This window comes from Rhizobium leguminosarum, from assembly GCF_019798305.1.
Taxonomy (GTDB): domain Bacteria; phylum Pseudomonadota; class Alphaproteobacteria; order Rhizobiales; family Rhizobiaceae; genus Rhizobium; species Rhizobium leguminosarum_U.
In genome coordinates, this window is sequence record NZ_JAAXDD010000019.1 from 18320 (window position 1) to 31718 (window position 13399).

At 62.4% G+C, this 13399-nt stretch carries 11 protein-coding genes; 8 read left to right on the forward strand and 3 right to left on the reverse strand.

Annotated features, from left to right (window positions below):
• Positions 1-53: 53 nt before the first annotated feature.
• Positions 54-1337 carry a D-alanyl-D-alanine carboxypeptidase family protein gene (locus HFO99_RS28525; RefSeq protein ID WP_222365042.1) on the reverse strand — a complete coding sequence of 428 codons (1284 nt, stop codon included), beginning with the start codon at positions 1335-1337 and terminating at the stop codon, positions 54-56.
• Positions 1338-1584: 247 nt separating this feature from the next.
• Between HFO99_RS28525 and HFO99_RS28530 the strand changes: the two genes are divergently transcribed.
• Positions 1585-2622: a polysaccharide deacetylase family protein gene (locus tag HFO99_RS28530; protein WP_222253864.1), complete on the forward strand. Its 1038-nt coding sequence runs from the start codon at positions 1585-1587 to the stop codon at positions 2620-2622.
• A 6-nt stretch (positions 2623-2628) separates the two neighbouring features.
• On the opposite strand, the gene pdxH is transcribed toward HFO99_RS28530, so the two are convergent.
• Complete coding sequence (pdxH, locus tag HFO99_RS28535; RefSeq protein ID WP_028742776.1) at positions 2629-3249, reverse strand: pyridoxamine 5'-phosphate oxidase; 621 nt, start codon at positions 3247-3249, stop codon at positions 2629-2631.
• Between the two features lie 66 nt (positions 3250-3315).
• Between pdxH and HFO99_RS28540 the strand changes: the two genes are divergently transcribed.
• From HFO99_RS28540 to HFO99_RS28555, 4 genes are all read left to right on the forward strand, one after another.
• Entirely contained in the window at positions 3316-3774 is a 459-nt protein-coding gene (locus HFO99_RS28540; protein ID WP_222253865.1) for an RT0821/Lpp0805 family surface protein, read from the forward strand.
• 293 nt (positions 3775-4067) lie between these two features.
• Entirely contained in the window at positions 4068-5285 is a 1218-nt protein-coding gene (locus tag HFO99_RS28545; RefSeq protein WP_222253866.1) for a J domain-containing protein, read from the forward strand.
• A gap of 121 nt (positions 5286-5406) precedes the next feature.
• A complete protein-coding gene (gene fabI / locus HFO99_RS28550; RefSeq protein WP_222253867.1) occupies positions 5407-6225 on the forward strand; it encodes an enoyl-ACP reductase FabI in 819 nt (272 codons plus the stop codon).
• Positions 6226-6248: 23 nt separating this feature from the next.
• Positions 6249-6839, forward strand: a complete 591-nt coding sequence (locus HFO99_RS28555) for a histidine phosphatase family protein (RefSeq protein ID WP_222253868.1) — start codon at positions 6249-6251, stop codon at positions 6837-6839.
• A 274-nt stretch (positions 6840-7113) separates the two neighbouring features.
• On the opposite strand, the gene HFO99_RS28560 is transcribed toward HFO99_RS28555, so the two are convergent.
• On the reverse strand, positions 7114-7374 hold the full coding sequence (locus HFO99_RS28560) for a DUF1344 domain-containing protein (protein WP_003569889.1): 261 nt from the start codon (positions 7372-7374) through the stop codon (positions 7114-7116).
• 244 nt (positions 7375-7618) lie between these two features.
• On the opposite strand from HFO99_RS28560, the gene HFO99_RS28565 reads away from it, so the two are divergent.
• The 3 genes from HFO99_RS28565 to ribB all read left to right on the forward strand — a co-directional run bounded on the left by HFO99_RS28565 (position 7619) and on the right by ribB (position 13245).
• Positions 7619-10798: an EAL domain-containing protein gene (locus HFO99_RS28565; protein ID WP_222253871.1), complete on the forward strand. Its 3180-nt coding sequence runs from the start codon at positions 7619-7621 to the stop codon at positions 10796-10798.
• A 232-nt stretch (positions 10799-11030) separates the two neighbouring features.
• Positions 11031-12128 (forward strand): chorismate synthase, encoded by a 1098-nt coding sequence (gene aroC / locus HFO99_RS28570; RefSeq protein ID WP_222253872.1) that lies wholly within the window; start codon positions 11031-11033, stop codon positions 12126-12128.
• A 13-nt stretch (positions 12129-12141) separates the two neighbouring features.
• Positions 12142-13245: a 3,4-dihydroxy-2-butanone-4-phosphate synthase gene (gene ribB / locus HFO99_RS28575; protein ID WP_064249625.1), complete on the forward strand. Its 1104-nt coding sequence runs from the start codon at positions 12142-12144 to the stop codon at positions 13243-13245.
• Positions 13246-13399: the final 154 nt, after the last annotated feature.

A 13399-nucleotide genomic window follows, 5' to 3' on the forward strand; every position in this document is an offset into this window, starting at 1 on the left:
CCTGATTCTCGATGATTGTCCAGACTGGGATTGCCCAGAGTGCCGGGCGGCGATCAGCCGCGATCCGGCATTAGCATGCAGTCATAGGAGCGCTGCTTCAGCGCATCGCAGGCCGAGACGGCGGCATCCTTGCTGGCGAAGCCGACGAAGCGGGCGCGGTAGATCTTGTTAGCTCCCTGCCCGACCGCCTCGGTATAGGGCGAAGCGGAAACGAGCGGTGCGCCGCCTTCCGACTTCGCCTGGGCCAGAAGCGCACGCGCCGCATCGGCACTCGGTGCGGCCGAGATCTGGATCTGCCAGTCGCCATCGGTCTTCCCTGCTGATGTCTTCGGTGTCTTGCCGGCGTTCAGGATCTCGTCCATCGCGACCGGACGATCCAGCGGCACGACGGCGTCGTCGGCATAGGCCAGGCTCTTGGCTGCGAGATCGTCGACTTGCCGCGGTGCGTTGAGCGGCACCGGAACATCGGAGGCCTCGGCGGCAGACGCGACTTCGACGGGTTCCCTCGCGCCGACACTCGCGACGAGCTTTGCGCCGCCGGAGGACGAGGCACGGCCGAGATAACGGTCGAGCAAACCAGCCATCTTGGCGTCGCGGCTGCGGGCCGTGCGGCCACCGAGCACGACGCCGACAACGCGGCGGTTGCCGTCTCTGACCGCGCTGACGAGGTTGAAGCCGGAGGCGTTGGTATAACCGGTCTTGATGCCGTCCATGCCCTGGTAGCGGTACATGAGATTGTTGTGGCCGCGCACCGTCCGGCCGCGGAAATTGAAACTGGCCATCGAAAACAGCCGGTATTCGTTCGGATAATTCTTCATCAGCGCGATGGCGAGCGTCGACATGTCACGCGCCGTCGTGACCTGTCGGCCGTCCGGCAGGCCGGAGGCATTGACGAAGACGGTGCGGCTCATGCCGAGCTGGCGGGCTCTGGCCGTCATCACCCGGGCAAAGCCGCTTTCCGAGCCGGCGAGCTTCTCACCCATGGCGGAGGCGGCATCATTGGCGGACTTGACGATCATGCCATAGACCGCCTCGCGCACGGTGATCGTGCCGCCAGCCTTGACGCCAAGCTTGGTCGGCGGGCGTGTAGCGGCGTATTTCGACATCCGGATCGGCGTGTCCCAGGTGATCTTGCCGCGCTTCAACGCCTCGAAGGTGAGATAGAGCGTCATCATCTTCGTCAGCGAGGCCGGATGGTTCAGCGTATCGGCGTTTTCGGCGGCGAGAACCTTGCCGGTCCGGGCATCGAGGATCAGCGAAGCATTTCCGGCAAGGGCCGCAAGTGGCGCCGAAACCGCAAGCGTTACGGTCAACACAGCCGCCAAAAGCTTTCTCATGCACTTTCCCCTCATACCCTGGCCCCTGATGCGCAGCCCTCGATGCAAGCTTTCGGTCAGACCGGCGTTTGTGCCGTAATGTGACAGAAGCCGTAAGTTTGGCGCGACTTTGAGGCAACGCCTATCATTTTTCTAGTCTTTTCATCGCCTTGGTTAACAGGAAATCAAAGACCTGTTCCGAACAGGGATTCAGCAAGGCTTAAGCCACACTTGCTAGTTTCCGGCAAAGGCAAGGGACAGGCGCCGCATGACGGGACAATTCAAGCGACTGGCAAAACGCGCTGCGATCGGCGCCGGGCTCGAGGTGTCCTGGCTGCTTGGCTCGGCCGGGCTGATGCGCGAAGCGCGCGGGCGCGGCGTCGTCTTCACGCTGCATCATGTCCGCCCGCACGTGCTAGAGGCCTTCGAACCGAATGCGCATCTCGAAATCACCCCGCGTTTTCTCGACGCGGCGCTGCAGCGGCTGAGGCGGCAGGGCTATCGCTTCGTGCCGCTCGATCAGGTGCCGGCGCTGCTGGCAGAGCCCGAGGGCGCACTGCCGTTTGCGGCCTTCACGCTCGACGACGGATACAGCAACAATCTGGAACATGCGCTGCCGGTGTTCGAACGGCATGAGGCGCCGTTCACGGTGTTCGTCGCCAAGGGTTTTGCCGAGAGCTCTCACAGTATCTGGTGGGAGACGCTGGCGATCCTCTTGCGCCAGGCGAGTGAGCTCCGTTTCGATTTCGGCCGCGGCATGGAGCGCCTGGTGCTCGACAGCCCGCAGCAGCAATGGCATGCCTTCGACCGCTTCGCCTGGTATATCCACCGCTCCGACGAGGCGCGCGCCGTCGCCGCGATCGATCTGCTGGCGCGGGAAAACGGCATCGAGCCGACGGATATCGTCCGCGAACTGGTGATGGGGGCCGGTGAATTGCAATGGCTGTCCAGCCATCCGCTCGCAGCGCTTGGCGCCCATACGATCAGCCATCGCGCGCTCGCCCGCCTGCCGGAAGCCGAAGTGCGAATCGAGATGCAGGCTTCGGCGGATTACCTCGAGGCGGTGACCGGCATCCGTCCCGAGACGATCGCCTATCCCTACGGCACGCCGGCGGCTGCGACCGCCCGCGAGGCGCGCATCGCACGCAATCTCGGCTTTACCCTCGCGCTCACCACGCAGCCCGGGCTGCCGACAGCGCGGCTCACCGGCTATCTCCCGCGCATTTCGCTCAACGGCTTCTACCAGAAACGACGCTACGTCTCGGCGCTTGCCTCCGGCATACCGCTGAAGCTGATGGGCCGGTAAGGCCCGTTACGGATACATCCGCACCTTGTCCCATTCGCCTTCCGGTGATGGCCGGCGAAATTCGACCCGATCATGCAGGCGGAATTTCTGATCCTTCCAGAATTCGATCGAGGTCGGCCGGATGCGGAAGCCCGACCAGTGGGCGGGGCGCGGAATCTCGCCGATGGCATAACGCGCGGTATATTCGGCCACGGCCTTTTCCAGCGCGAAGCGGCTTTCGAGCGGACGGGATTGTTTAGAGGCCCAGGCGCCGATGCGGCTGCCGCGCGCACGTGTCTTGAAATAGGCGTCGGCTTCGGCGTCGGTGACGATCTCGACGGGACCGCGCAGCCGCACTTGACGGCGCAGGCTTTTCCAGTGAAAGCACATGGCGGCCTTTTTCTGGCCAAGAATTTCGCGGCCTTTCTGGCTCTCGAAATTGGTGTAGAAGACGAAACCGTCGTCGTCGAATCCCTTCAGGAGAACCATGCGGACATTCGGAAGGCCATCCTCATCGACCGTTGCCAGCGCCACCGCATTCGGGTCGTTGGGCTCGGACGCCTCGGCTTCTTTCAGCCATTCGGCAAAGAGCTTGAAGGGTTCGCCACTTTCGGTAAAGTCACCGCTTGTTAACTCGTTTGCCGACATATTGGTTCAAATGCCCCGGATTATTCAAAACTCGCCCAGCTTTTTGATAACTGGACAGGATGCAGGGTGGAAGTGATAGCAAAGTCATCTCGCTATACAAAGGCCCTACTGCGACGCAGCAGCGCATCCTTCGTCATCGGCGTCGCGATGATGTCGCTTTCCGGCTGCGTCGGCGGCGGCATGGATTTCCTGAGTGACGCCAAGGTCGACCGGTCGGTGGCAACCGGCACCGTGCCGCAGACGCCGCCGAGCACCGACACGCTCTCCGACGAGATGACCGTGCGCAATGCCGTCACGTCGGCCGACGTGCAAAGGCTCGAGGGCCAGCCGCTTCCCTGGGCGAACGCATCGACCGGCAGTGCCGGCGTCATCGAAACGATCGTCGAGAACAATGAGTCCGGCCAGGTCTGCCGGCAGTTCCGCACGACCCGCCATTCCTATGTCGGCATCGCCAAATTCTACGGCAAGACCTGCCTCGTCGGCGGCGGCAACTGGCAGCTTCTGAGTTTCCAGCCGGAAAGCTGATCCGGCGGGAAAGCTGATCTGCCTCTGCATAATCAACTGTGTGACAGCGTTCTTTTGCGCGCCCGAAAAGAGGCGCGGAGCTGTTGCCGACAGGTTAACGCCCGACCGGTTTCGGCCCAATGCTTAGCAAAGAGCTAACCATTCGCCGCGAAACACCCCACATGTCTCCACAGAAATAACAAGTGATTAGCAACTCCGCCGCAGGATCGGCGTTGAGAGTGGCTGTTCCTGCCTTTGTAGCGGGTGGCGCCACACAGGTTTTATTGAACGGGGATGCCGGGCAAGGACGAGGCTTGCCGCATCGCAACACCGGCGGTTTTAACATGCGCGATCCTTATAAAATTCTGGGCGTCAGGCGCGACGCGGCAGTCGACGAGATCAAGGCGGCTTGGCGCAACATGGCCAAATCGGCCCATCCCGACCACAATCAGGACGATCCGACGGCGACGGCCCGGTTCGCCGAGATCGGCCGCGCCTATGAAACGCTGAAGGACCCGCGCAAACGCAGCCTGTTCGACAATGCCCTGCGGATGGCCGAAGCCAAGAAGCACGAACAGACGATCATGCAGCAGCGCCAGGCCGCCCGCGAGGCGGCTGTGCGCGCCAAGGCGGCGCAGGCCAATGCCGAGCGCGTGATGGAAGAGCTGGCGCGCGCCGCCCAGAAGGCTGCTGCCGACGGCTCCAGGCAACAGGCAGGTTCCGCTGAGGCGGCCGACGAGATGGTGGATCGCATTTTCGGCGCCCAGGCCCGCGCGGCTGCCGGCGGCCAGGCGCAGGGTCGCGTCCAGCAGACACAATATCAGCAGGCCCAAAATCAGCAGGCCCAAAACGCCCAGGGCGAGGCCGGCAAGCGCATGGATGGCGATGCCGCCGAGGCCGACACCAAGGGCGACGAGGAAGCGGGCGAAGCTGGGGCAAATGCCGCCGCCAACCTGTCGCTGCCGCTCAGTATCCTGACAAACCTGGTGCGCCGTTTCACCGGCGCCAAGGATACCGGCCTCGAAAGGGCACCGGATGAGGTGACGACGGCGACGGTCACGATCGACGACGTGTTGAAGAGCGGCTGGATCACCGCGTCATTGCCGGAGGGCCGCGAAATCGGTTTCGCATTGCCGGCAGGCACGACCGACGGTCACGAGATCAGGCTCAAGGGACAAGGCTTCAAGCTGCCGGGCATGCAGCGCGGCGACGCTGTCGTCAACATTCGCATTGCTCCCGATCCGCGCTTCACGGTCGATGGTTTCGATCTGCACGCCGTGCTGCCGCTCAGCATCGAAAATGCCGTGCTCGGCACCGAGGCGCGCATCGAAGGGCCGAGCGGCCCGCTGAACGTGACGATCCCGGCATGGTCCGGCTCGGACAAGATGATCCGGGTTCCCGGCCAGGGATTGCCCCGCGAAGAGGGCGGCAGAGGCGATCTCGTTGTCGAATTGCGCATTATCTTGTGGGAAAAACCCGACGACAAAATCACCGATCTCATGCGAAGCATGCGCGAAGGCCTGTTCCTATGAAATTTTTATGACATTCGCACCCTTTATTACGATCCCTAACAGTTGATGATCCCGGCCAAGCTTGAACCGATTAACGGCCTATGCCATAGGCAGGATCGATCAGAATCCTAGGGAGCGAAATATGGCTCAAGCATCCGGCCTCATGGCAGGCAAACGCGGCGTCATCATGGGTGTCGCCAACAATCGTTCGATTGCGTGGGGTATTGCCAAGGCCATTCATGCGCAGGGCGGAGAAGTCGCGCTCACCTACCAGGGCGATGCGCTGAAGAAGCGCGTCGAGCCGCTCGCCGCCGAAATCGGCGCGACGCTCGTCGGCCACTGTGACGTCGCCGACGAAGCCACCATCGACGCCGTTTTCGAAAACGTCGAAAAGCTGTGGGGCAAGATCGATTTCCTCGTGCATGCGATCGGCTTTTCCGACAAGGACGAGCTGACCGGCCGCTACGTCGACACCTCGCCCGACAATTTTACCAAAACGATGCAGATCTCCGTCTATTCCTTCACCTCGGTCGCACGCCGCGCCGAGAAGCTGATGACGGATGGCGGCGCCATGCTGACGCTGACCTATTACGGCGCCGAAAAGGTGATGCCGAACTATAACGTCATGGGCGTCGCCAAGGCCGCGCTCGAAGCGAGCGTCAAGTATCTCGCAGTCGACCTCGGCCCGCAGAATATCCGCGTCAACGCCATTTCGGCCGGACCGATCAAGACGCTTGCCGCCTCCGGCATCGGCGATTTCCGCTATATTCTGAAGTGGAACGAATATAACGCGCCGTTGCGCCGTACCGTCACCATCGAGGAAGTCGGCGATGTCGGCCTCTATCTCCTGTCGGACCTGTCGCGCTCCGTCACCGGCGAAGTGCACCACGCCGACAGCGGCTATCATGTCATCGGCATGAAGGCGGTCGACGCGCCCGACATTTCCGTCATCAAGGACTGATTTCTCCATATGGATGCGAGACCGTGCTTATCTACGTGATCAGACACGGCCAGACCGCCTGGAATGCCGAGCGCCGCCTGCAGGGTCAGAAGGATATCCCGATGAATGCAACGGGCCTAGAACAGGCCCGGCAGAACGGCATCGCGCTTGCCGGAATTCTCGGCGACACGATCGACCAGTTCGATTTCGTCGCAAGCCCGCTCCAGCGTACGCGCGCGACGATGGAGATCATGCGCACCGCCATGGGCCTGCCGCCGCTGGCCTATCGCACTGATCCGAGGCTGGTGGAAATTTCCTTCGGCGACTGGGAAGGTTCAACGCTCAAGGAGCTGAAGGCGACGCAGCGCGAGCGGGTGGCGGAACGCAACGCTTCGAAATGGGATTTCATTCCGCCCGGCGATGACGCGGAAAGCTATGAAATCCTCTCCTGGCGCACCGGCTCATGGCTAAACTCAGTCGATCGGCCGACGGTCTGCGTGACGCATGGCGGCGTCATCCGTACGCTGTTCCAGGCGATCGCCGACCTGCCGAAAAGCACCGCTGCAGAAGGCGCGATCCCACAGGACCGGATCATCAGGATCGAAACCACGGAGCGGACGATCGCCTGGCTGTAGCCATTGCCAGCCTGCCATGCGCTCAGTAGGTCGGATTGGGGATGCGAACGAGCTGTTCGGGCCTGTGCTGCCCAGGGAGATTGCCGAGACCAGCCCCTCATCCGGCTGCCGCCACCTTCTCCCCGCTCGCGGGGCGAAGGGCGATAGGCGCGACCTCTCCGTTCCCCGCCAACCTCTCGTAGGGCACGTCCCCTCGCCCCGTTTACGGGGAGAGGGTTAGGGTGAGGGGCAGCCATCGGCGCGTACCTCATCCGGTCATTCTCCAGAGAACTGCCTATTTGACGATATCGAGATCGTTGATAACGCGTTTGCCGTCGACCTCGGTATAGAAGACGATCACCTTCACGCCGGCTTCGAGGCCGTCGAAATTGAATTCCTCGGGCGCCTGATAGGTCTTGCCGTCATCGAGCGTCAGCACGAGATTGGCCGTGTCGACCTTCTTGATCGTCGCCTCGACATCGGCGCTCTCGGCAAAACCGCTCATTGGTGACAGGAAGCTTGCTGTTGCCAAAAGCGTGGCGACGACGAAACGCATGGCTACAATCCTTTTAAGACGCTGCACGAGAAACTGACTGGCCACAGATAAGCTCCTGAATATGGCGAAAATTGCCCGTAAGAATGGCTTTTCCCGCCCAATTGATGAATAGGATTTTAAATATAATCAAGATGGTGCGTTAATCCGCGGTTTTTCCCTTCCTGCGATCTTTCGGCATCTCCGGCGGGCAATCGTAAATTAACCCGCGCGCCCTACAGTTGCTCGTCAACATGGGGGTTTCATTTTGTTATCCAGGCTCGGCGACAGCAAGCAGTTGCGGCGCGTGTTGAAGAATAGCCGCGTCTCGTTTCTGGTTTCGTCGCTTGTCGCCCTGGTCGTCATCATGGTCGGCTTCGGGCTCGACCAGGCCAATACTGCGTCTCATGTGCGCGAACTTCACATCCGCACCGAAAACGAGACGAACCTGATCCGCGCCCGCGTCATGGCCCAGATCAATATGGACCTCAGCGTCGTGCGCGACCTGACGAACCTGATCTCCGTCAGCGCGGCAAACGGAGAGGAGATGGAGCGCCAGATCAACTGGCTGCTGATCCAGAACCCGTCTTTCATTCACATCGCCGTCGCGCCTGATTTCATCATCCGCGATATCCACCCATCGCAGTCCGGCAATGAGCGGATCGGCCGCGATGTGCGCGAGGCTCTGTTCTTCCGCCAGGCGATGACCAGCGCGGCCAGCAACCAGTCGGCGCGCTTCTACGGCGCGATCAGCATTGACAGCCGCGACGCCTTTGCCATTTTCTTCCCGGTTTTCGTCAGGGAGAACGGCCAGCGGCGGCTCTGGGGGGCAGTCGAGGTCGCCATCGACCAGACGATGTTCTACCAGGCGACCGGGCTGATGCCGGCACGCGACCGCGAGAACCGGGAACGCTATCCGCATCTCGACCATCTTTCGATCGCCATCCGCGATATCGGCGCGGCGGCCGCGACCAATGCTGCTCTGCCGCCGCCGTTCTTCGGTTCATCCGATATCGATGACAAGCATCCGATGCGTCAGAAGATCGGCTTTGCCGGCGGCAAGTGGGAGCTTTCCGCGGTCCCGAACAGCGGCTGGAACGCGATACCCGAAAACCGCACCGAGCTGCGTCTGATCATCCTTGCCGCGGGCTTCATCATCATCGTGCCGATCTTCTTCGTGACCCTTCTGCTCGGCGAGCGCAATCGCAATATTGCCGCGCTGGAAACGCGCGAGGCAAAACTGCTGGAATTGTCGCAGCGGCTCAATCTGGCGCTGGAATCCTCGAATATCGGCATTTGGGAGCTGCAGGATGATTCGAGCAGCCTGCTCTGGGACACGCGCGCCGCGGCCCTGCACGGCAAGCCGGCTGAGGAAGGAAGCTGGGCGCTCGACGAGTGGCTGGCGGCGGTCCTGCCCGAGGACCGCGACGTCGCCGAAGTGCATTTCTTCAGCTGCAGCATTGCCGGTGCTGCCTGCACGGCGCAATACCGCATCATGCTCGCCGACGACGGTATCCGCCACCTGCGATCGGTCGGCGCCTTCTATACGGATGCCGGCGGCGTCAGCAAGACGATCGGTATCGTCTGGGACGTGACTGCCGACGCGGAGATCACCGACACGCTGCGCAAGGCCAAGGATACGAGCGAAGTCAAGAATGCCGAGCTGGAGCTGGCGCTTGAAGAGCTCTCGAGCCGCGAGGGGCAGCTCGCCGAGCTTTCCAGCCGGCTCGACCTGGCGCTCAATTCCTATCAGTGCGGCATATGGGAAGCCCGGCCCGGCCTCGGCGGCTCGATCTGGAACGAGCGGATGCACGAACTCTACGGCCTCACCCCGCGCAACGGCTTCATGACCGAGGAGACCTGGCTTGGCTGCATCCACCCCGAGGACCGGGCTCTCGCGCTCGAAAGCGCGCGTCACTTCAAGCAAAACGGCGATACACACACACTCGTCTGCCGCGTGCTCGTCGACGACGGCTCGGTGCGCTATGTGCGCTCGGTCGGCAAGGTCCACCAGACGGGGACGGGCGAGGTGAAGATCATGGGCATCGCCTTCGATGCCACCGAAGACGTGCTGATGACGATCCGGCTGAAGGCGGCCAAGGACGAGGCGGTCGCCAAGAATATCGAGCTTGAGCTTGTCAAGAACAGGATCGAGCACAATTCGCTGCATGATCCGCTGACCGCACTCGCCAACCGCCGCAAGCTCGATATCGCACTGGAAAGCCTGACCCATGACGGTCGCCAGCAGCGGCAGAAATTCTCAATCCTGCACATCGACCTCGACCGCTTCAAGGACATCAACGATACGCTCGGCCATGCGGCCGGCGATGCGATGCTGGTGCACGCCTCGAAGGTGCTTGCCAAGAATGTCCGCGGCAGCGACATCGTCGCGCGCATCGGCGGCGACGAATTCGTCATTCTGGCCCTCGACGTCGGCGACAAGGAGATGGCGCAGCTTTCGACGCGGATCATCGAGGAGATGCGCCAGCCGATCGATTTCCAGGGCTTTTCCTGCCGCTGCGGCGTGTCGATCGGCATTGCGCTCGCCAACGGCATCCATGTCGACGCGCGCAAGGTGCTGATCAATGCCGATATCGCGCTCTACCGCGCCAAGAGCATGGGCCGCAACCGCTTCGAATTCTTCAATCACAATCTCCAGGCCGATATCATCAACACCAAGCGGACGGCCGACGAAATCCTCGCCGGCATCGACAATGGTGAATTCACCGCCTGGTATCAGCCGCAATTTTCGGCCCGGACGATGGAACTGACCGGCGTCGAGGCGCTGGTGCGATGGAAGCACCCGTCCAAGGGGTGGCTCGCCCCCGACAAGTTCCTGCGCATTGCCGACGAGATCAATGTCGTGCAGATGCTCGACCGGATCGTTCTCGAAACGGCGCTGCGCGACAAGGTGCGCTGGACAGCGCGTGGCATTATAGTGCCCAAGGTCTCGGTCAATGTTTCGGCGCGAAGGCTGCATGACGGCAGCCTGTTGGAATCGCTCGCCGACCTGCATATCCGTCCGGGTGAAATCTCCTTCGAACTGGTGGAATCGATCTTCCTCGACGAGAGCGAGGACGTCGTCTCGCAGAATCTCGAGCGCATCAAGGCGCTCGGCATCGATATCGAGATCGACGATTTCGGCACCGGCCATACCTCGATCGTCAGCCTCTTGAAACTGAAGCCCAAGCGCCTGAAGATCGACCGCCAGCTGGTGCAGCCGATCGTCAATGCCTCGCAGGAGCGCGCACTCGTCAGCTCGATCATCGAAATCGCCCGCTCGCTCGGCGTCGAGACGGTGGCCGAAGGCGTGGAGACGGCGGCACACGCCGCACTGCTGCGCGATCTCGGCTGCGATATCCTGCAAGGTTATGCCTTCTCGCGGCCGCTCTCCTTCGACGATTTCACCAACGAAGCCACCGGAACGGGTTGGCGGCTGGCGTCCTGATCGCTGCCCGCCGATCGCCCTCAGCCCTGACCCCTCCCCGCCTGTGCAGAGAGAATGGCGGCACAATGCACCGCCCGTCCCTGACAGCGGACGGAAACAACATTTCCTGGCTGCCGGTTTGGCGCAAAGAAAGGCTTTTGCCTCGGCGGTTTTTTGGCCTATGAGTGTCGCGCCTTTTCAAGCAATGGCGCGGCCGGTAGCGACCGGCTTTGGCGCGCCACCGTGGGAACACATGTCGCACAATACATTCGGTCACCTTTTCCGCGTAACCACCTGGGGCGAAAGCCATGGTCCGGCGCTCGGCTGTGTCGTCGACGGCTGCCCTCCAGGGCTCCGCTTCAAGCTCGAGGACCTGCAAGTCTGGCTCGACAAGCGCAAGCCCGGGCAATCCCGCTTCGTGACGCAGCGGCGCGAGGACGATCTGGTGAAGGTGCTGTCCGGCGTCATGCTCGACGCCGATGGCGAGACGATGACGACGACCGGCACGCCGATCTCCATGCTGATCGAAAACACCGACCAGCGCTCCAAGGATTACGGCGAGATCGCCCGGCAATACCGCCCCGGCCATGCCGATTATACCTATGACCTCAAATACGGCATTCGCGACTATCGCGGCGGCGGCCGCTCCTCGGCGCGCGAAACCGCTGCGCGGGTTGCCGCCGGCGGCATCGCCCGCCTCGTCCTGCCTGGCGTCACGGTGCGCGGCGCGCTGGTGCAAATCGGCAAGCACAAGATCGACCGCCGCAACTGGGATTGGGACCAGATCGATCAAAACCCGTTTTTCTCGCCCGATGCCGCAATCGTGCCGGTCTGGGAGGAGTATCTCGACGGCATCCGCAAAAGCGGCTCCTCAATCGGCGCGGTCATCGAAGTGATCGCCGAAGGTGTGCCGGCCGGCCTCGGCGCGCCGATCTATGCCAAGCTCGACCAGGACATCGCCTCGCTGCTGATGTCGATCAACGCCGTCAAGGGCGTCGAGATCGGCAATGGTTTTGCCGCCGCCGAAACGTCAGGCGAAGACAATGCCGACGAGATGCGCATGGGCAATGACGGCACGCCGATCTTCCTTTCCAACAATGCCGGCGGTATTCTCGGCGGCATCTCCACCGGGCAGCCGGTGGTGGCGCGTTTCGCCGTCAAGCCGACCTCCTCGATCCTGACCGAACGCCAGTCGATCGATGCGGAGGGCAAGAATGTCGATATCCGCACCAAGGGCCGGCACGACCCCTGCGTCGGCATCCGCGCCGTGCCGATCGGCGAGGCGATGGTCGCCTGCGCCATCGCCGACCATTATCTTCGCGACCGCGGCCAGACCGGCCGTCTGAAATAGGAGCGCTCGCCCCATGTCTTATGACCAGAAGCGCGTCGTCGACGCCATAAGGGCCTTCGAAGCCGGCGAGATCGTCGTCGTCATGGACGACAATGACCGCGAGAACGAAGGCGACCTGATCGTCGCCGCGGTACATTGCACGCCCGAAAAGATGGCCTTCATCGTGCGCCACACATCCGGCATCGTCTGCGCGCCGATGCCGAAGGAAGAGGCCAAGCGCCTCAACCTCAACGCCATGGTGGCGGAAAACGATTCGGCCCATACGACGGCCTTCACCGTCTCGGTCGATTTCAAGCACGGCACGACGACCGGCATCTCGGCCGACGACCGGACGTTGACGGTGCGCAACCTCGCCAATCCGAATGTCGGCGCTTCCGATTTCGTCCGTCCCGGCCACATCTTCCCGCTGGTCTCCCGCGAAGGCGGGGTGCTGATGCGCTCCGGCCACACGGAAGCGGCCGTCGACCTCTGCAAGCTCGCCGGCCTGCCGCTGATCGGCGTCATCTCAGAGCTCGTCAACGACGACGGCACGGTGACGCGCGGGCCGCAGGTGGTCGACTTCGCCGAGCAGCACGGGCTGAAACTCGTCTCCGTCGCCGATCTCATCGCCTACCGCCAGCGCAAGGAAACGCTGATCGAACTCGGCACCAGCTTCGACATCGAGACGCCGTTCGGCAAGGCCAAGGCCCATACCTATTCCCTGCCCTGGGATCCGATGCAGCATCTCGCCGTCGTTTTCGGCGACATCCGCGACGGCGTCGACATCCCGGTCCGTCTGCATCCGGAGAATGTCGCCGAGGACCTCTTCGGCAAGAACAGCCCGGTCGATTTCTACATGCAGAAAATTGCCGAGCAAGGCCGCGGCGTCATCGTCTATCTGCGCGAAGGCTCCGTCGGCGTCGGTCACCACGATAACGGCCGCAAAGGCCGCAGCCAGGGCCGCGAGGCCCATGCCGAAGCCCAGACGCGCGACAGCGAATGGCTGGAAATCGGCCTCGGCGCCCAGATCCTCAGGGATCTCGGCGTCAGCTCGATCAAGCTGCTCACCAGCCGCGAACGTCACTATGTCGGCCTGGAAGGTTTCGGCATCAAGATCAGCACGACGGAGATCTGCTGAGGGGCGTGGGCTCTGACCCTCGCCCTCCCTCATTCCTGTGCTTGTCACAGGAATCCAGCCACGGCGCGTCCGCGCCGTGAATGATTCATTTGCTTCTACGAAGAGAGTTTCCTGCACCCAAGGACTTGGGTGCGCTGGATCCCTGTGACAAGCA